The organism is Qipengyuania atrilutea, assembly GCF_013370205.1.
Classification (GTDB): Bacteria; Pseudomonadota; Alphaproteobacteria; order Sphingomonadales; family Sphingomonadaceae; genus Actirhodobacter; species Actirhodobacter atriluteus.
Genome location: NZ_JABWGV010000001.1, coordinates 21,937 through 40,592 on the forward strand (window position 1 = coordinate 21,937; position 18,656 = coordinate 40,592).

At 63.3% G+C, this 18,656-nt stretch carries 10 protein-coding genes; 3 read left to right on the forward strand and 7 right to left on the reverse strand.

Annotated features, from left to right (window positions below; all coding sequences use genetic code 11):
* The first annotated feature begins 133 nt into the window (after nt 1-133).
* Nucleotides 134-3,517, forward strand: a complete 3,384-nt coding sequence (locus HUV48_RS00095; RefSeq protein ID WP_225871461.1) for a TonB-dependent receptor — start codon at nt 134-136, stop codon at nt 3,515-3,517.
* A 175-nt stretch (nt 3,518-3,692) separates the two neighbouring features.
* Here HUV48_RS00095 and HUV48_RS00100 read toward each other — a convergent pair whose 3' ends face one another.
* The 3 genes from HUV48_RS00100 to HUV48_RS00110 are packed head-to-tail and all read right to left on the reverse strand — an operon-like array spanning nt 3,693 to nt 9,677.
* Nucleotides 3,693-4,901 carry an endo-1,4-beta-xylanase gene (locus HUV48_RS00100; protein WP_225871462.1) on the reverse strand — a complete coding sequence of 403 codons (1,209 nt, stop codon included), beginning with the start codon at nt 4,899-4,901 and terminating at the stop codon, nt 3,693-3,695.
* Entirely contained in the window at nt 4,894-7,293 is a 2,400-nt protein-coding gene (locus tag HUV48_RS00105; RefSeq protein ID WP_176265759.1) for a glycoside hydrolase family 3 N-terminal domain-containing protein, read from the reverse strand. The genes HUV48_RS00100 and HUV48_RS00105 overlap by 8 nt, the downstream gene beginning before the upstream one ends.
* Nucleotides 7,290-9,677: a glycoside hydrolase family 3 N-terminal domain-containing protein gene (locus HUV48_RS00110; protein WP_176265760.1), complete on the reverse strand. Its 2,388-nt coding sequence runs from the start codon at nt 9,675-9,677 to the stop codon at nt 7,290-7,292. The genes HUV48_RS00105 and HUV48_RS00110 overlap by 4 nt, the downstream gene beginning before the upstream one ends.
* Nucleotides 9,678-9,750: 73 nt before the next feature.
* Between HUV48_RS00110 and HUV48_RS00115 the strand changes: the two genes are divergently transcribed.
* Nucleotides 9,751-11,853: an alpha-glucuronidase gene (locus tag HUV48_RS00115; protein ID WP_176266629.1), complete on the forward strand. Its 2,103-nt coding sequence runs from the start codon at nt 9,751-9,753 to the stop codon at nt 11,851-11,853.
* Between the two features lie 12 nt (nt 11,854-11,865).
* On the opposite strand, the gene HUV48_RS00120 is transcribed toward HUV48_RS00115, so the two are convergent.
* Genes HUV48_RS00120 through xylB form a run of 4 tightly spaced genes read right to left on the reverse strand, consistent with a single transcriptional unit; the run spans nt 11,866 to nt 16,776 of the window.
* Nucleotides 11,866-13,218: a glycoside hydrolase 5 family protein gene (locus tag HUV48_RS00120; protein ID WP_217906636.1), complete on the reverse strand. Its 1,353-nt coding sequence runs from the start codon at nt 13,216-13,218 to the stop codon at nt 11,866-11,868.
* Nucleotides 13,215-15,122: a sialate O-acetylesterase gene (locus HUV48_RS00125; RefSeq protein WP_176265762.1), complete on the reverse strand. Its 1,908-nt coding sequence runs from the start codon at nt 15,120-15,122 to the stop codon at nt 13,215-13,217. Before HUV48_RS00125 ends, HUV48_RS00120 begins: the two co-directional genes overlap by 4 nt.
* Nucleotides 15,119-15,994 (reverse strand): SMP-30/gluconolactonase/LRE family protein, encoded by an 876-nt coding sequence (locus tag HUV48_RS00130; protein ID WP_176265763.1) that lies wholly within the window; start codon nt 15,992-15,994, stop codon nt 15,119-15,121. Before HUV48_RS00130 ends, HUV48_RS00125 begins: the two co-directional genes overlap by 4 nt.
* Entirely contained in the window at nt 15,994-16,776 is a 783-nt protein-coding gene (gene xylB / locus HUV48_RS00135; protein ID WP_176265764.1) for a D-xylose 1-dehydrogenase, read from the reverse strand. Before xylB ends, HUV48_RS00130 begins: the two co-directional genes overlap by 1 nt.
* Before the next feature lie 213 nt (nt 16,777-16,989).
* Here xylB and HUV48_RS00140 point away from each other — a divergent pair, with 213 nt between their 5' ends.
* Nucleotides 16,990-18,636 carry a glycoside hydrolase family 43 protein gene (locus tag HUV48_RS00140; RefSeq protein WP_176265765.1) on the forward strand — a complete coding sequence of 549 codons (1,647 nt, stop codon included), beginning with the start codon at nt 16,990-16,992 and terminating at the stop codon, nt 18,634-18,636.
* The last annotated feature ends 20 nt before the right edge of the window (nt 18,637-18,656 follow it).

Sequence of the window (18,656 nt, forward strand, 5' to 3'; positions counted from 1 at the left end):
ATTTGCCACAGTATTGCGGTAAACAGGCTGGTAGGCACTTGCCAATGCGCAGGCCGGCGGATAAGCCTCTGCGCCGAGGAAATCAACTGCTGCCGGAATGTATTGGTAGCGCTATCATGGGAGAGGTGGTCATATGACCAAGGCGATGTCCAACATCGATGCGTCCGACAACGGCCGTGACGTTCTGCTAAAATCCGTTCTTAAGGCCGGCGCTTCGGCCATGGTTGTCGGCAGTCTGCTGTACGGCTCGTCCGCGTTCGCACAGGACATCGAGGCAGAAGCTGCGCCCGTCGACGATAATGTCATTATCGTCTCGGGTATTCGCCAGTCGCTTGCCAACGCGCAGGACATAAAGCGCGATGCCGATACCGTCGTGGACGCGATTACCGCCGAAGACATCGGCGCTCTGCCTGACCGTTCGGTTACCGAGGCGCTTCAGCGCGTTCCGGGTATCGCCATCAACCGCTTCGCTGGTTCGAACGACCCCGACCACTTCTCGGTCGAAGGTTCGGGTGTGACCATCCGCGGCCTCAACTTCGTGCGGTCGGAATTTAACGGGCGTACCGCTTTCGCAGCGGGCGTGAACGGCCAGGCGCTGAACTTCGCCGATGTTCCTTCCGAACTGCTCGGCTCGGTCATCATTTCGAAGAACGCGACCGCGGATATGATCGAAGGCGGCCTTGCCGGTACGGTTAACCTCAACACGCGCAAGCCCTTCGACAGCGGGTCGGACGATCTCAAGATCGCCTTCAGTGCCGAGGCGAACTACGGCGACTTCCGCGAAGAGTGGACGCCGACGTTCTCAGGCCTCATCAGCAAGGCATGGACAACCGACGCTGGTCGGTTCGGTCTTCTCGTGAGCGGCGCGTTCTCTCAGATCAAGAGCCGGGCAGACGGTCTGCAGGTTGCGAACTACCAGACCCGCGACGGGCAACTGGCGCAGCTTGCAAATGAGAACCGGTTTGTGTGTCGAAACCCGCTTCCGGCACCGACCGATACCATGACATTGCCGCCGCCGAACGCCGCTTGTGGCAACTTCGGCACTGCCGGAGCGGACGGATTTGCTGATTATGCCGACTACCGCGTCGCGCCGGTTGGCGGACAGTTCCGTACGCAGGAGTACAACCGCAAGCGTGACGGTATCGCCGCTTCCGCGCAGTGGGAAAGCCTCGACGAGCGTACGCGCCTGACGGCCGAGTTCATCCGCTCCCACACCACCAACGATTGGGGCGAGTACACCTACGAAACCGCCCCCGATCTGACGGAATATTCGACGTATCCGCTCGGCTGCCAGCAGAATGCGAACGGCCCGGCCGTGATCGACAGCAACGGTGTGGTCAATCCGGACGATGAAACGCCCCCGCGAGCGCAGTGTCCGGTCGGCGAGTATCAGGACTTCGTCTATGACGAGAACGGCCTGTTCCAGTCAGGCTACATTGTCGATGCCTCCAACGGCTGGCGTGGTGACCCTGCCGCATCGCCGTTCGTGCCAATCGGCGGTTCGCAGTTTAGTCTCGCACGTCGGGAGGTTGCCGACGAGACGACGAACACCGACTATAGCCTCAATCTGTACCACGAACTGACCGACCGCCTGACCGTCGAACTCGATGCGCAATATGCGACGTCGAAGCGCGACAACCTCGACGTGAGCGTCTTCGGATCGCTGTTCGCGGATCAGGAACTGGACATTTCGGGCGATTATCCGGAGATCATTCCGCACAAGCCGCAGTTCCTTGGTTATACTTGGTCCCAGCCGGGCGAGGCTCTCGCGAACGCCAGCGATGCGGAATATTTCAACGATCCTCGCTTCCAGTTCTGGCGGGCTGCCATGGATCACGCGGAAGACAGCAAGGGTGAGCAGTTCGCGTTTGCCGCCGACTTTGCCTATGATTTCGGCGAAGATACTTTCCTGCGCGAAGTGAAGTTCGGTGGTCGTTATCAGGGCCGCGAGCAGGATGTTCGCTTCACCACTTACAACTGGGGCAAGCTCAGTGAAGTGTGGACGGGCGGCCGCCCGGTGAACTTTGCCGATACTGCTGCCGATCAGTCGGAGCGGTACGAGTTCCCGAACTTCTTCCGCGGTGAGGTGCTCGCTCCTCCGGGCGCATTCTACTACAGCGGCGACCTGACGGGCGACTATCAGAACGCAATCGGCTTTTTCCAGAATATTCAGGACTTGGCGGTTGCACAGGGCGGAAACCGAAATTCGAACTGGACGCCGCTTGCCGGACGAGAAGGGGCGATCAACGGTACGCCGTACACACCATTCGATATCCAGACGATCGATCAGGACGATTATGCGCTGTACGGAATGCTGCGGTTCGGTAGCGATACGATGTTCGGCAACATTCGCTTCTCTGGCAATGTCGGCGTTCGCTACGTAAAGTCCGACGTGCGTTCGGCCGGTACACGCGGACCGGGTAACGCAGCCGATCTCGGCTTTACTGCCGAATACGCGGTGCAGTGTGCGCTTGTAGAGCGAAGCGAAGCGCAGGGCGGCGGGTTCGTTCGTCCGGGCGGCCTGTGTACGCTGGGGCCGGTCGACTTCGACGCGACGCGGGCATTCCTCGATAATTCCGGCCAGTTCGAACAGCGTGGGAAGGAATACGACTACTTCCTGCCAAGCGCGAACCTGAAGTTCGGACTTACGGATGACTTGATTTTGCGGCTTGCCGCATCGAAGGTTCTATCGCGCCCGGAAAATAGCTATATCCGCAACTACTTTACGCCGGGCTTTACGACGGACGGTATCTACACTGCTCAGGCGGGCAATCCGAACCTGCTGCCCGCGACAGCATGGCAGTTCGATGCCGGTCTCGAATGGTATTTCGATACTGTCGGATCGCTGACGCTGAATGCGTTCTACAAGGATATTAAGAACTTCTTCTATAACGAGACGCGTGATATCTCGATCACGAACGCCGCAGGCGAAACGCGTAGCGTCAGCGTCCGCGGTCCGGCGAACTTCGACGGGTCGGGTAAGGTCAAGGGCTTCGAGGTCGCTTACCAGCAGACGTTCGACTTCCTGCCGCAGCCGCTCGACGGGTTCGGCATGCAGGCGAACTACACCTACATCGACAGCGAGGGCCTGCCGAACACGTTCCTCAACGGCGCCGAGGTGGTAAACCCTTCGACTATTCCTCCCGGCAATCTGCCGCTGGAGCAACTTTCGAAGCACAACTACAACGTCGCAGGGTTCTACGAGAAGGGTCCGGTATCGGTTCGCGCTGCCTACAACTGGCGCTCGCGCTTCCTACTTACCGCAGCGGACGTGATCTTCCCGTATTACTCGATCTTCAACGAGCCTACTGGACAGCTTGACGCTTCCGCGTTCCTGAACATCGGGTCGGTACTCGGTCTGCCGGGTGACTTGCGCGTCGGCGTCCAAGGTGTGAACCTGCTGAACGAAGTCACCAAAACGACGCAGGCCTACACCGGCGACCCCGACGATCTGGCACCGCGTTCGTTCTTCATGAACGACCGCCGGTTCAGTTTCATCATCCGCGGGAACTTCTAGCTTCCAGCACTACACTTTTTGAGCAAGGCCGCGTCCCGTCATCGGTGGCGCGGCCTTTTTCTTTTGCTGACCGGGCGTGACCGTCTGCGAGGGTTTTGCGCGCGGCAAAAGAAAGCCGTCCTACCGCGAACGGCAGGACGGCCCATCTTGCGCTAAGGGGGCGCTTAAGTTCGGATCAGGCTGCCTCCGCCAGTGAATTGGCGATCGCTGTCCTGAGCGGTTTCGGCTCGTAGTTCGACGTGTAGGGTGTACCGCGTATTTCGAGCCCGTCCGCGCGTTTGGCGGGATCGAAATACTGGAGCCAGTTGAACTTGTCGATCATGCCCCACATCAGGATGTCGTCGAGATGCGCGTCGTAATCCAGCATCACGTCGAAGTAGCGCCGCGCGTAATCGGCCACTTTGCTGTCTCGCTCAGGAATACTGCCGGGTAGTTCGCGGTCCTTCACATCGAACTCGGTGATGAGCAGGCGCAGGCCCATACCGGTCACTTCGTCGAGGAAGCGGCGCCATTCGCGCTCCATGTAAGGTCCGACGCCGGTGGCGGGATCGATCTCGAACAGTTCGATATGGGACTGGATGCCGAGTGCGTCGACCGGGACCCCGCGCGAGACCATGCCCTCGAGCAGCCGCAGCACGTCGTCGTTGTGCTTCTGGTGCTGCGGTTCCCAGCTCATGTAGTCGTTATAGACGAGCTGCCCGTCAGGAAGCTGTTCGCGCGCGCTGCGGAAAGCGAGGTCGATGACCGCTTCGGGGCTGCCCATCGCGCGGCTGAGGCTCGTTTCGATCGTATCGTTCCGGTCGTGGTCGATGGCCTCGTTCACCACGTCGTAGCTGGTGATGAGACCTCGGTAGCGGTCCGTGACGGTCTCGATATGCTGGGTGAGCAGGCGCGCCGCCTCGGTGGCCGGATTGGCGCCGAAGTCGTAATTGTTGAGCCAGTCGGGAAACCACTGCGGCCGGTGCCACAGCAGCGTATGCCCGCGCAGCGCTAGTCCGTTTGCCTGCGACCAGGCGGCGATGTCGTCCATCCGAGAGAAGTCGAAGGTATCGGGCGAGGGCCGCACGGTCTGCCACTTCATCTCGTTTTCCGGCACGACCATGCCGCATTCCGCCTTGATGAGGTCGGTGTAGCGGGGGTTCTGCACCGAACCCGCATCGGTCCGACCGGGGGTGGAGGCGATTGCGCTGCCGAAGTGCCGGCCGGTGCGCTGGGCCAATGTCTCGAGCGACGGCTTGGGGTAGGGCTCTCCCGACGGCGAAAGTATCGGCGCGCTTTCTGGCGCAGCGGAATCTCCCGAGGACAGGCCGCCACAGCCCACGAGCGGCAGTGCGGCCATTCCCGCAAGCGCATGGCGGCGAGAGAATTCGAAACGGTCAGGCATTTGAGACGATCTCCACGTCGGTCGATTTGAGGTCGGCGGAACTTCCGCCGGCGGATAGTTTGACTGGGCCTGGCTCGTTCACCTCTTCCATCGCCCGGTTCCAGATCGTGAGCTGGTCTGGGGTTACGGCGAAGGTCAGCGTGCGCGTTTCGCCGGGCTGGAGGGTGACGCGCTCGAAGCCCTTGAGCTCGAGCACGGGACGCGTGACCGATACGTCGGTCCGCGTGATATAGAGCTGAACCACCTCGTCGCCGGCGACGCTACCCGTATTGGTCACGTCGACCGCCGCCGTGATCGGTTCGGCCAGGCCGAAGCGGCGTTTGCCGGGGCGAGGCTCGGAAATGGCGAAGCTGGTATAGGAAAGCCCGTGTCCGAAGGGGAACAGCGGCCCCTTGTCGTCGAACAGATAGCCGCGGCGCGCGCTCGGCTTGTGGTTGTAGAAATAGGGGACTTGCCCCGCATTTCGGACGACCGTCACCGGCATTTTCGCGCCCGGATTGATCCGGCCTAGCAGCGCCTCGGCAACCGCGATGCCGCCTTCCTGCCCCGGATACCAGCATTCGAGGATCGCGTCGGCTTTCTCGATGACGTTCGGCCAACTCGGCGGGCGTCCGTTGTAGGCGGTAACGATGAGCGGTTTGCCGAGCGCTGCGAGGGCGTCCACCAGTTCGTTCTGCTCGCCGACGATATCGATGTCCGTCCGGTCGCCGAGGTGATCGCTGGCGAAGCCCTCGCGGCTTGTTTGTTCGGTATCGCCGATGGCGAGAACGATCGTGTCGGCACCGCGCGCGACCTCGACCGCTTCCTGGATCAGCCGCAGGTTCTCCGCGCGATCCGCAAGATAGATGAGATCCTGGGAGCGGTCTTCGCTGGTGGTGATGAAGACCCCCTGCGCGGTTACGAAGTCGGCATCGGGTGCGATCTGACGCAGCCCTTCGATCAGGCTGATGCGCTGCTTCGGAACGCTCGAATAGCCGCCGAGCCGTGCGATCGCCTGGTTCGGACCGATGACCGCGACGCGTCCCATCGTGCTACGATCGAGCGGTAGCGCGCCGTTCTTGTTGGTGAGCAGGCATAGGCTCTTGCGCGCCGCCTCCAATGCCAGTGCGCGCGCTTCGCGGTTGCCGGTGATGCGCTGCGAGAGTTCGAAGTCGCCATAGGGGTTTTCGAACAGACCGGCCCGGAACTTCATGGTCAGCATCCGGGCACAGGCGCGGTTCACCAGTTCGACCGGAATGCGCCCTGCCTCGACCGCATCGACGAGGGTCGCGTAGGCCATGCCTTCGGGAAGTTCGCTGTCGACCCCGGCGCGCAGCGCTTGGCGCGCCGCATCTTCGAGATCGTCCGCGACCTTGTGCAGCGTCGCGAGTTCGTGGACGCCGCCGTAGTCGCTTACGATCACCCCGTCGAAACCCCATTCGCCGCGCAGGATGTCGCCGAGCAGCCACGTGTTCGCATGGCTTGGAATACCGTCGATCTCGTTATAACTCGGCATAACGCTGCGGATGGAAGTGCGCTTCACCACCTCGCGGAAAGGCGGGAAGAAGTTCTCGCGCAGTTCGCGTTCGGAAAGCTGCGCGGGCGAGATGTTGTTGCCCGCTTCGGGCTGTCCGTGACCGGTCATGTGCTTGAGCGTCGCGAAGACCTTGCCGTCCGCCAGCTTTTCGAACTTGCCGGCGCCCTGCAGCCCTTCGACAGCGGCGACGCCCATCTCGCCGACGAGGTAGGGATCTTCGCCCCAGGTCTCCTCGATCCGGCCCCAACGCGGATCGCGGACGATGTCGACGACCGGACTGAGGACGAGCGGGACACCGCGAGAGCGGACCTCGCGCGCGGTTACCGACTGCACGCGCCGCATCAGGTCGGGATCGAACGTCCCGGCGAGCGCAATGGCCTGCGGGAACATGGTCGCTTCGGTTGCCATGTAACCGTGCAGCGATTCCTCGTGCAGCAGGACCGGGATGCCGAGCCGCGTATCCTCTATTGCCCAGCGCTGCAGCGCATTGATGAACTCGACCGTCTGCTGCGGCGTGCGCCAATTGGCAGCGGTTCCGCCGGAGGCCTCGGAGACGCCGGGCACGCCGCGCTTGTCGCTCGGCCTCGTGACGTGGCCGATACCGTGCGGGAAAGCCTTGCTTGCGCGCGCCGGGTCGAAAGCGAGGCCGTCGATCATGTCGCCCTTCGCCGCCCAGGCGGTGCGGATCTGCGCGACCTTTTCTTCCAGCGTCATCCGCGCCATCAGGTCGGCGACACGTGCGGCGATCGGCGCGTCGGCCCTCTTGTAGAGCGGTCCGCTGCCTTGCGCGAAGGCGGCAGGTGCTTGCGCAACGGCCAGCGCGGAGAGGCTGCCGGTCGTAAGCATGGCGAGGGCGCTGCGGCGAGTGAGGCTCATGGCGTCACCTCCAGTTCGGTTTCAGCAAGCTCTGCGGAGTTCGAGCCGACCATGATGGTGAACGTGCCGGGTTCGGTGACACGCTCCATGTCGCGGTTCCACAGGGCGAAGGCATCGGGGCGGATCGCGATGTCGACCTGACGGGTTTCTCCCGGCTCGAGCGTGACGCGCTCGAAACCGACCAGTTCCTTGACCGGCCGCGTGACCGAGCTGATCTGGTCGCGCAGATACACTTGAACGACCTCGTCGCCCGCCATGCTGCCGGTGTTGGTGACGGGAACGCGGACCGTCACGCCCTGACCGGCCGTAATCGAAGCGGACGACAGCACCGGCGCGCCGATCTCGAAGTCGGTGTAGGAGAGGCCGAAGCCGAACGGATAGAGCGGAGACACGTCGGAGAAGAGGTAGCCGCGCCGCGCGCTCGGCTTGTAATTGTAGAAGTTGGGCAGCTGGCCGACGTTGCGTGCGACTGTAACCGGCAGCTTGCCGCCCGGATTGACGCGCCCGAACAGCGCATCCGCGATCGCGGTTCCCTGCTGCTCACCCGCGTACCACGTCTCGAGAATGGCGTCGGACTGCTCGGCGATAGTGGGGTAGCTCGGCGGGCGGCCGTTGACGAGGACCGTCACGACCGGTTTGCCCAGTGCCTTCATGGCCGCAAAAAGTTCGTTCTGTTCGCCGACGAGGTCGAGGCTGGTGCGGTCGCCCAGATGATTGTCGGCCCAGCCTTCGCGGCTGGTCTGCTCGGTATCCCCGACGAAGAGTACGATAACGTCTGCTCCGCGCGCCGCCTCGACCGCTTCGGCAATCATGCGGCGGTTTTCGGCCGGATCGGACAGCTCGACCTCGTCGGCCCACCAGTCGTCGTTTTCGGTGATTGAAACGCCCGGCGCGTGGATGATGTTCGCCCGCTCTCCCACCAGTGCGCGAATGCCTTCGAGCGGCGTGACGGTATCGCGGGGGATGCCGTAGTATCCGCCGAGCCGCGCGACATCCGCATTCGGACCGACCACGGCGATCGTCGGCTTCTGCGAACTGGTCGGCATGGCGAGCGGCAGGACGCCGTCGTTCTTGAGCAGGATCAGCGATTTCGCCGCGGCCTGCCGGGCGAGAGCGATGCCTTCAGCATTGTTCGATGCAAGCGCCGGGGCGCTGTCCGTGACGAAGGGCTCTTCGAACAGGCCGGCATTGAACTTCATCGTTAGGATGCGCTCGACCGCGGTATCGATCTGCTCCTGCGAAATCCGGCCATCGGCTACCAGCTGCGGCAGCGTGCGGTAGGCTACCCCGTCGGGGAAATCGATGTCGACGCCGGCGTTCATGGCAAGGACGGCAGCACCCGGAATGTCTTCGGTGATCTTGTGGCGCGAGACCATTTCCTCGATCGCGAAATAGTCGGATACGACCGCACCTTCGTAGCCCCATTCATCGCGCAACACGTCTTCGAGGAGCCAGCGGTTCGAGTGGCTCGGAATACCGTCGATCTCGTTGTAGCTCGCCATCACCGCGTCGATGGCGGTGCGGTCGATGACTTCCTTGAACGGCGGGAAGAACATCTCGCGCAAGGTTCGCTCGGAAATCTGTGCAGGGCCGGTATTGGTCCCGCTTTCGGGCTGGCCGTGCCCGGTCATGTGCTTGAGCGTCGCCATGACCTGGCCGGGTTTGAGCTTCCGGTCGGTTCCGACGCCTTGCAGTCCCTCGACCGCGGCGACGCCCATTTCGGATACGAGATACGGGTCTTCGCCGAAGGTCTCCTCGATGCGGCCCCAGCGCGGATCGCGCGCGACATCGACCACCGGGGAAAGCACCTGATGGACGCCGCGCGCGCGAACTTCGCTCGCGATATAGTCGTTGATCTCGCGCACCAGATCGGGGTCCCAGGTTGAGGCGAGCCCGATCGATTGCGGAAAGCTGGTCGCATCGAGCGCCGCGAGGCCGTGCAGCGATTCTTCGTGCGTCATCACCGGAATGCCGAGGCGGGTCAAGCGCGCCCACTGCTGCAGCGCATTCACGTAGCGGATGCTTTCCTCGATCGAGCGCGGCTTGAAGATGCGCGGGCTTCCGGCACCCTGAAGATCGGAAGGGCGTGCGAAAAAGCCGATCCCGTGCGGGTAGAGTTCGCGCGCCTTGGCGGAATCGAAGAAATTCGCCTCGTCCTGTATCTCCGGCTTGTTGGTCCAGGCAGAGATCATCTGCGCCAGTTTCTCTTCCAGCGTCATGCGCGCCATCAGGTCGGCGACGCGCTGCTCGGTCGGAAGCGAGGCATCCCAGTAAGGCGCATCGGCCATCGGCCTTGCGGCGGCGGTTTCCTGAGCGATGGCGGCAGGGATTGTAACGGGCGACAGGGCGGCTAGGCTCGCCGCGACGAGGAGCGTGCCCCGCATGAACTTACGCATTTCAATCTCTCTCCCATGTACCGGTCTTGACCGCCGGAATTGTTCTGTTAGCGCTACCATGATGAGGGGTTCAAAGCTTGTCAACCGGATTGGAAATGCGTTTGCAGCGTTAGTCGGGGCGGCGCTACTGGCAGCGCCCGCGGCGGCGGAAGACGGCTACGATCTGTGGCTGCGCTATGCGCCGCTGGAAGGCGAAGCGCGCGAGATCTTGGCGGGTCTGTCGCTGCACCCCGACGTGCCGGACGAACTTGTGTCCGACCCGACGATTGCGGTTGCGGTCGCGGAACTTGAGCGCGGCATCGGCTCGCTTATCGGAGAAAGCCGAACGACGCCGCAGACGCGCTTCGACATCGATTTCGACTGCCGCAATGAGGACGTGGGCGGCATTCCGGGAGCGTACCGCATCGCTCGACTGTCGGGCGGAGACGGACTTGCACTGACGGCACCCGATTCCGGAGGTTGTCTCTACGGCACTTTCGCCTTGCTGCGCGAATTGTCGCTCGGCCAGGATCCGCGCGTAGTCGACCTCGTCTCCGCTCCCGCGATGCCGCTCCGCATGCTGAACCACTGGGACAATCCCGACGGTCATGTCGAACGCGGCTACGCCGGGCGCTCCATTTTCGACTGGTGGCATCTGCCCGAGCGTCTCGATGAGCGGATGATCGATTACGCGAGGGCCAATGCCTCGATCGGGATCAACGGCGTCGTCGTGAACAACGTCAACGCACGCGCTTTCATGTTGGAGCCGCGTTACATCGCCAAATACAAGCGTCTCGCCGACGCTTGGCGCCCTTTCGGCATCCGTCTGTACGTTTCTGCGCGCTTCAGTGCTCCGCAGGACATCGGCGGGCTCGAAACCTCCGACCCGCTCGATCCGGCGGTGCGCGCGTGGTGGAAGGCGAAAGCGGACGAGTTCTACCGCGCGGTCCCCGACTTCGGCGGCTTTCTCGTGAAGGCCAACAGCGAAGGTCAGCCCGGGCCGCAGGATTATGACCGCACGCATGCGGACGGCGCGAACATGCTCGCCGAGGCGGTAGGGAACCGCGGGACGATCATCTGGCGCGCTTTCGTCTATTCCGAGACCGACGAGACCGACCGCGCAAAGCAGGCCTATGCCGAATTCGTGCCGCTCGACGGGCAATTCGCGGACAATGTCATCATCCAGGTGAAGAACGGTCCGCTCGATTTTCAGCCGCGTGAGCCTTTCCATCCGATGTTCGGCGCGATGCCGAACACGAAACTGATGCTCGAAACGCAGATCACGAAGGAATACCTCGGTTTCGCGAGCCATCTCGCTTTCCTCGCTCCGATGTGGAGCGAAGTGCTCGAAGCGGAAACGGGGCGGGGCGGCACAGTCGCCGAGGTCGTCGCGCCCGCGGGGATTGCTGGGGTGGCGAACACTGGGTCGGACCGCAACTGGAGCGGATCGGACTTCGATCAGGCGAACTGGTATGCGCTCGGACGGCTGGCATGGGACCCCTCGCTTTCGAGCGAGCGGATTGCACGCGAATGGGCGGTGCAGACGTTCACGCGCAACCCGCAGGCGGTCGAGACTATCGCTAAGATGATGCTCGATAGCCGGGAAGCGGTGGTCCGCTACATGACGCCGCTCGGTCTCGCGCATCTGATGGCGACCGGCCACCACTATGGCCCCGCTCCCTGGGTATGCGACCTCGACCGGCCGGAGTGGAACCCGTGCTACTACCACCGCGCAGATGCGGACGGCATCGGGTTTGACCGGACCGCGTCAGGCTCCAATGCGCTGTCGCAGTATGCGGACAGCGTTGCGGCTCGGTGGGCGGACCCGCAAACCATCGATCGCGAATATCTCCTGTGGTTCCACCATGTCGACTGGAATGCCCGGATGCATTCGGGACAGACGCTGTGGGAAGAACTGGTCCGCGAATACGACCGCGGGATTTCCGAGGTCGATGCGATGGCCGAGGCTTGGAACGGGCTTGCTGCCGCGGTCGACCCGCAGCGCCACCGGGCGGTAGCGGAGAACCTCGCCATCCAGCAGGGCGAAGCGCGCTGGTGGCGTAACGCCTCGATCGCCTACTGGCGCTCGCTCAACGGTTTGCCGATGCCCGAAGGAGCGGCCCCACCGCCCGAAACGTTGGAAGAATACAAGGCACGCAGTTTCCCCGAAGCACCGGGGCAGTAGCGTTCGGTTCGGTCAGGCCGGGCAGAGTGTTTCGATGCCGAGGCACATGCGCTCGGCGTGGCGGCGCACGAGCGCGATCATCTCGTCATCGCTGTCGAAATTGCCGTACCACCCCTGCGGTTCGTGCGGCGGGTCGCCCATGTAGGCGAGGTCGCCGTCACGGAAGCGGAAATCCGCATGTGCCGCACGTGCTTCGCCGTTCCACGCCCAGAAATTGCTTCCCTGCAGAGCGCCGCCCTCGCGCCAGCTCTGCTCGACCGCGTCGTAGATCGTGCGGTAATAGCGTTCGCGAAATTCGGTCGACGCGGCGGGGTCATAGGCTTCGCCGTCGCGCGGAAAACCGAACTCTTCGACGAGCAGCGGCTTGTCCATTGCTTCGGCAATACGCTGGTGGACGGTGAGGTATTCTTCCACCTTCGCCTTCCCCGAAGGCCATGTTCCCGGCAGATCGTCGCCCTCGACCCAGCCCCAGTTGAGCGGCCAGATATGCGCGGTTACGTAATCGACCGGCTCGTGTGCGGCGACGACCAGTTCTTCGCTCCCGTTCGTCGCCATCGTCCCCTCCTGCCCGAGCGAGACGAGGTGATTTCGGTCGAGCGAACGGATCAGGTCGGCAGTCGAGGCGATCCAGGACAGATAGGCGTCACGGTGCCTCGCGATGGCTGCATCGCTGCCGCCGGGGCGCGGTTCGTTTGCGAGCTGCCAGCTCATGATTGCGGGGTCTTCGCTGTAGCGCTGGCCGGTGAGGGAGTTGGTCCGACCGACGAGTTTCGCAACGTGAGCGCGATACGCCGCCAGCGCGGCATCGTTGGCGTAGAACGCAGCCGTCGCATCGGCGAAGGCAGGCCAGGGGTGCGCCGGATCCCCCATGTCCATGTACTCGCCGGTCGCGCGGTAAAGCAGCGTCTGCAAACCGCCCGACCACTCCCAGAAGTTCGACAGCACCAGCACCGCGGTCATGCCGCGCTTGCCGATCTCGGCCATGGCGAAATCGAGCCCTTCGAAGAGCTCGGGATTGCCGCTCCCGTCACCGTGCGTGAAGCCGGGCGCAATCGAGTTCTTCAGCGGTCCTTCTTCGGCGGCCGCCATGATCCGCAAATTGTTGACGCCCATGGCTTGCAGGCGGTCGAGTTCGCGTAGCAGACGCGCGCGGTTGCCGTACTCCGCGTCCGCCCCGAGCCAAGCGGCATACCACAGGTTCGCGCCGACGATGCGGTAGTGCTGGTCAGCGCGCAGCAGCCGCGTGCCGCGCCGCTCAACGAAATTGCTCGCCGCGGAAGCAAAATTGTGGACGCATCCGCCGAGCGCCATCAATGCCGCGCTCGCGCCCGTTGTGGCCAGCAGTGTGCGTCGATCGATTCTCACTGCTCGATCGCGAGTTCGAAGCCCGGTATCGGCCTGCCGCCGCCGTCGTAAAGATTGACGACCGGTGCATCGGCCCATGCATAACGCACTCGTATCGGCGTCATGCCATCTTGCGGAGCGATGACCAGCCGCTCGCCCTCAAGCGCAGGCAGCACGAAGCGGCAGCTTTCCGCAGCTTCGCCGCAAAGTTCTACGCCGAGCGGGACCGGGCCGCCGTAAGCAACGAGGTCGCCTTCGAGATCGCTGAAGCCGACCACGATATTGCCGCCCTCGCGGAGCGCGTATTGCGGCTTGGGCATCGTTTCGCCGGCGAACGCCTCGGCCAGTCGGACGCCCAGCACGTTCTTATTGGCGGGGTGAATGTCGGTCGGCTCGCCGATATCGATTGCAGTCACTAGGTCCGCGTTTTCATCCGCCATGACGGCGTCGAGCTGTTCCTGCCGCAGCTGCGCCCAGCCGGATTCGACCGGAACGGTCTCGCGCTGACCGAAGTTCGCAAGCTGCACGACCAGCATCTTCGCCTGCTCGCCGAACTGGCTGCGCCAACCATCGAACAATGCGTCGAGCTTGCGGTCGTAGTCGGCTTGGCCGACGTCGCTTTCACCCTGGTACCACGCGACTGCTGCAAGCCGCATCGGTCCGAGGGGCGCGACCATCGCGTTATGCATGACCCCGGCGCCTGCATTGGCATCCCACGGTGCGCGGGGCGGCGTACCATCGACATCGCTTTTCGCATATTCCCAATCTGCGCCGAGCGGAACCGGAGCGCCGCCGCTGGCCGATGTGAAGAACAGCCGGTCGGCCCCCGCGTAAAAACCGCCACTGTCCCAAGCATTGTTGGCTGCGATTAGAATCTCGTTCTCGCCAGCGCGTAGAAGGTCGGCAGGCACGCGGTAGTTGCGCTCGACGCCCCAGCCGAAGGTGTATCCGACCGGCTCGCCGTTCACGAAGGTCAGGTCGAGATCGTCGATCGCGCCGATGGACAGTTCGCCGCCTGCCGCGGCCTGTTCCGGTGTCAGGGTCAGCGTCTGCCGCAGCCAGACATTGGCGACCGGATCGGTGTCCAACCCGGTCCCCTCCCACTCGTTCCAGAAAGAGAACTGCGGGATCGGCGACCAGTCGAGCGTGCTCGTGTCGCGCCACGGCTCGCGGCCGCCATCCTGCGCGCGCCACCATTCCTTCCAGCGCGGAACGAAGGCCCGCGTCGCTTCGAGCGGATCTTCGGCATAGGCTTGCAGCAGTGCAGTCGTGTCGGCGCCCTCTAGGGTTTGGACGCCCTCCGGTGTCAGCCACGCGCGCGCCGCGCTCCCGCCCCAGTTTGAATGGATAAGCCCGACGGGCACTTCGGGTCGGCGTTCGCGAAGCTGTTTGCCCATGTAAAAGCAAGCGGCGGAGAATTCCGCGACGCTGTCCTTGCTCGCGGCGACCCACGATACCGGCTCGCCGAAAGCATCCTGCGGCACGGCTGCGGTTTTCTGCGGAATCTTGAGCAGGCGGATGCCGTCGTCCGCCGCGCGGTTCAGCTGGTTGTAGGTATCGAGCGCGCGGTTGACTGAAAGCTCCATGTTCGACTGTCCGGAACACAGAATGACGTCGCCGATCAGGATGTTCTGGTAGCGCGTCTCTCCGGTATCGTCGCTGACGATCAACTGTGCCGGAGCGGTGCTTGCGGGCCGTGCGGGAAGGCTGAGGCGGAACGTTCCCTCGCTGTCAGTGCGGGCGGTAGTGCGCGTCTCGCCCATAATAGCGGTCACGGTCGCGCCCGGTTCCGAGCGCCCTTGAAGTATGATCGGCTCGCCGCGCTGAAGAACCATTCCTTCGCCATAACCCGGGCCCAGCACGGGCGCGGCGGCGGCGCTGCAGGAAAGCGAGACCGCCAGCGCAGTAAGGGCGGGGCGGATCATCCCAGTTTCGCCCTTGTCTGCGCAAAGCCGGCGACCGGCGCTTCGAACGCGAACAAACTTCCGGCAGCGGGGTATTTTTCCATATCGGCAGGCTCCATGTTCTTCGTCGCGCTCGTGACGTATGCGGTTTTGAAGTCCTCTCCGCCGAACGCCATCTTGGTCACGTCGCGCGCCGGAATGTCGATTGCTATGTCGAGTTTGCCGTCCGGAGTGAAGCGGGCCACCTTCCCGCCGAGATACAGCCCGGTCCAGATGTGGTCCTCCGCATCGACGACAGGTCCGTCCGGAAAAGCGTCGGGAAAGAGTGCTCCGGTATCGGCAAAGGGTCGTGCTTCACCGACCCCGCTGCTCGAAAGGTCCGCGACCATGATTTTCTGCCCGGTGGTATCGGTGAAGTAGATGCGGTCGCCACTATGGCTGATCGCAGGGCCGTTCGTGATTTTGATGCCGCTGGGGCCAGCAGGCCGGATGTCGCCGCGATCAAACACGTAGAACCTGCCCGAAGCCTTGTTCTCGCTGTCGTCCATCGAGCCGAACCAGACGCGGCCCCAGGGATCGGTGCAGGCATCGTTCAAGCGGTTGGCCGCCGGCTCTCCCGGAACGTCAGCCAGTTTTTGGAACTGGTTCCCGGACGGATCGAACGTGTACAGCCCGTTCTGCAATCCGCAGAGAAGTGCGCCGCCTTCCGCCGGAATTGCCCAGCCGATCTGGCCGGGCGCTTCGCTGAACGAGTTGCTGCCCGTTGCCGGGTCGTAGTGCCACAGCCGGTGCCGCTTTATATCGACAAACCACACGACTTCGCGTGCCGCATCCCACAGAACGCCTTCGCCGAGTTTCGCGTCGGCGTCCAATACCCTGCGGACTTCGCTCATCAGCGCCACCCTCCGTCGATCCAGTAACTGTGCGAGGTGCAGTAGCGCGCATCGTCCGATGCGAGGAACATGACCAGCGCCGCGACGTCGACCGGCTGGATGCGTCCGTCGAGACACTGCGCGGCGACGATTTCCGCTTCGCCTTCCGGCGTGTACCATTTCATCTGCCGCGGCGTTTGCACATTGCCCGGAATGACGGTGTTCACGCGAATGTTGTCGCGTCCGAGTTCGCGCGCGAGGCTGCGCGTCAGCCCCTCGATCGCCGCCTTGGCGGTCTGGTAGATGGCGAGATCGGGCAGGCCGAGATGCCAGCTGATCGATCCCATGTTGACGATCGAGCCGCCGCCCGCATCGCGCATCGCCTGCGTCACCGCCTTCGCCGCGAAGAACTGATGCTTTAGGTTCACCTGCATGCACTTGTCCCAGTAATCGCTAGTGACTTCGTCGACCTTGTGGCGGTCGTCGTTCGCCGCATTGTTGACGAGTACGTCGCATCCGCCGAGCCGTTCGATCAATCCGCCGATCTTGGCCGCATAATCGTCGCTGTCGGTGATGTCGCAGCGCTGGAAGATGGGCGGCACCTCGGCGCCGGACATCCGGTTCACGAGGTCGCTTCCGGCATCTTCGAGAAGATCGACGAACGCAACTGCAGCGCCCTGCCGCACGAAGCCTTCGACGATACCCTCGCCGATACCCGAAGCACCGCCGCTGACGATGACCTTGCGCCCTTCAAGGCTTGGGTAAATTGCAGAATGCGCGGCAGTATCGCCAGATTGGCTCATCAAAGCTGGTATCCTCGTCCCATCTCGCGTCGCCGCAGGTTAAGTCCGGCGATCGCACCTTCAGATCTTTCCGCTCCGGCCGCGAAAGCCCGTATCTGGCAGGCTTGTTGAAAAACGCGGCCTCTGCTGGCACTTGCCCTTGTTCGTGATAGCGCTACCATAGAAAAGCAAGGGTAACGCGACAAGCCCAAAGAGGAAGAGGGACATATCATCATGCATTTACGGCGCAATCTTTTGTTGGGACTTTGTCTTGCAGGTCTCGCGGGAAGCCCGCTGATAGCGGCACCGACGGCGAGTTTTGACTATCTCGAGTATCGCGCCGCCAACCCGCAGGACGCTCCTTCGGACGAGACATACCGCAATCCCGTTATCCCCGGCTTTCATCCCGATCCCTCGATCGTGCGCGTGCGCGACGACTTCTATGCAGTGACGTCGACCTTCAGCTGGTTCCCGGGCCTGCCAATTCTGCACAGCACGGATCTCGTGAACTGGCGGCAGATCGGCAACGCCATCGACCGGCCCGGTCAGGTTGATTTCTCCGGCCTCGGCACGAACCGAGGGCTGTTCGCGCCTGCGATCACCTATCACGACGGGCGCTTCTGGATCGTCAACACCTGCATTGAGTGCGGCGACAACTTCGTCATTACGGCCGGAGACCCTGCCGGTCCTTGGAGCGATCCGGTCTGGCTCGACTTCGGCGGGATCGATCCTTCGCTGTACTTCGCCGAGGACGGAACGACGTGGATCGCCTATAACGACGCTCCTCCGGGCGAGCCGCTGTACGAAGGGCATCGCGCGATCTGGCTCCAGCAATTCGATGCCGAGAAGATGCAGGTCATGCCTCAGCGGACGCTGCTGGTGAACGGGGGCGTCGATCTCTCGGCAGAGCCGGTCTGGGCGGAAGGTCCGCATATCTACAAGGTCGGTGACTGGTATTACCTACTGACCGCTGAAGGCGGCACGGCGGATCAGCACTCGCAGACGATCTACCGCTCACGCGAATTGCAGGGTCCGTACGAGCCCGGTCCGTTCAACCCGATCCTAACGCAGCGCGACCTGCCGGCGGACCGTCCCGACCGCGTCGAAGCGACGGGCCATGCGGATATCGTCAAGCTGGACGATGGCAGTTGGTGGGGCCTGTTTCTCGCGACACGGCCCTTCGAGGGCCAGTCGACCCTCCTTGGCAGGGAGACTTTTCTGCTGCCGCTCGAATGGGTAGACGGTTTTCCCCGTTTTCTGGATCGGGGCGAGCCGGTTCCGATGGTGGCTCCGCGCCCCCCGCTACCGCAATCGAAGCGGGTAAGTTACGCGAACTGGCGCGACGATTTCAGCGAACCGCTCGGCGACGAGTGGATCGGTCTCCGCACGCCCGGACAAGTGCAGAACCGTATCCTCTCGGACGGAGAACTGGTCCTGATCGGCGGCGAGGATGCTGCCGGCAGCCTCGGCAAACCGTCCTTCGTCGGCCAGCGACTACGCCACCACAATGCCGACTTCACGACTTCGGTCGATTTTGCGCCGTCGGGCGAGGGCGACTTCGCCGGCCTGCTCGCCTTCATGGACGAGGCGCATTTCCTCGCGGCCGGGATTGAGGGTGACCGGCTGGTCATCAGACGGCGCACCGATCCGAGCGAGGACGAGCGGGGTGAGTTGGTTGCCGAGCAGCCTCTTTCGGGCACGGGACCGGTCGAACTGAAACTGGCGCTACGGGGCGGAGAAGCCCGCGTGTCCTGGCGTCAGGCGGGGCGGGGTGCATGGCGCGAGCTTGGCGGGGCCGTGAATGTCGAGCCGCTGGCTTCGGTCCATGCGGGCCTGTTTACCGGCCTGGTCGTGGGACCCTACGTCTACTCGCAACCTTAGTATGCGAACGAGAGGGCGGG

What these genes read in the sequence shown, in the direction of transcription:
- HUV48_RS00100 (WP_225871462.1), bottom strand. Translation starts at nt 4,901, where the DNA reads ATGCCTGACCGTTTCGAATTCTCTCGCCGCCATGCGCTTGCGGGAATG.
- HUV48_RS00105 (WP_176265759.1), bottom strand. Translation starts at nt 7,293, where the DNA reads ATGAGCCTCACTCGCCGCAGCGCCCTCGCCATGCTTACGACCGGCAGC.
- HUV48_RS00095 (WP_225871461.1), top strand. Translation starts at nt 134, where the DNA reads ATGACCAAGGCGATGTCCAACATCGATGCGTCCGACAACGGCCGTGAC.
- HUV48_RS00110 (WP_176265760.1), bottom strand. Translation starts at nt 9,677, where the DNA reads ATGCGGGGCACGCTCCTCGTCGCGGCGAGCCTAGCCGCCCTGTCGCCC.
- HUV48_RS00140 (WP_176265765.1), top strand. Translation starts at nt 16,990, where the DNA reads ATGCATTTACGGCGCAATCTTTTGTTGGGACTTTGTCTTGCAGGTCTC.
- HUV48_RS00125 (WP_176265762.1), bottom strand. Translation starts at nt 15,122, where the DNA reads ATGATCCGCCCCGCCCTTACTGCGCTGGCGGTCTCGCTTTCCTGCAGC.
- HUV48_RS00115 (WP_176266629.1), top strand. Translation starts at nt 9,751, where the DNA reads ATGAGGGGTTCAAAGCTTGTCAACCGGATTGGAAATGCGTTTGCAGCG.
- xylB (WP_176265764.1), bottom strand. Translation starts at nt 16,776, where the DNA reads ATGAGCCAATCTGGCGATACTGCCGCGCATTCTGCAATTTACCCAAGC.
- HUV48_RS00130 (WP_176265763.1), bottom strand. Translation starts at nt 15,994, where the DNA reads ATGAGCGAAGTCCGCAGGGTATTGGACGCCGACGCGAAACTCGGCGAA.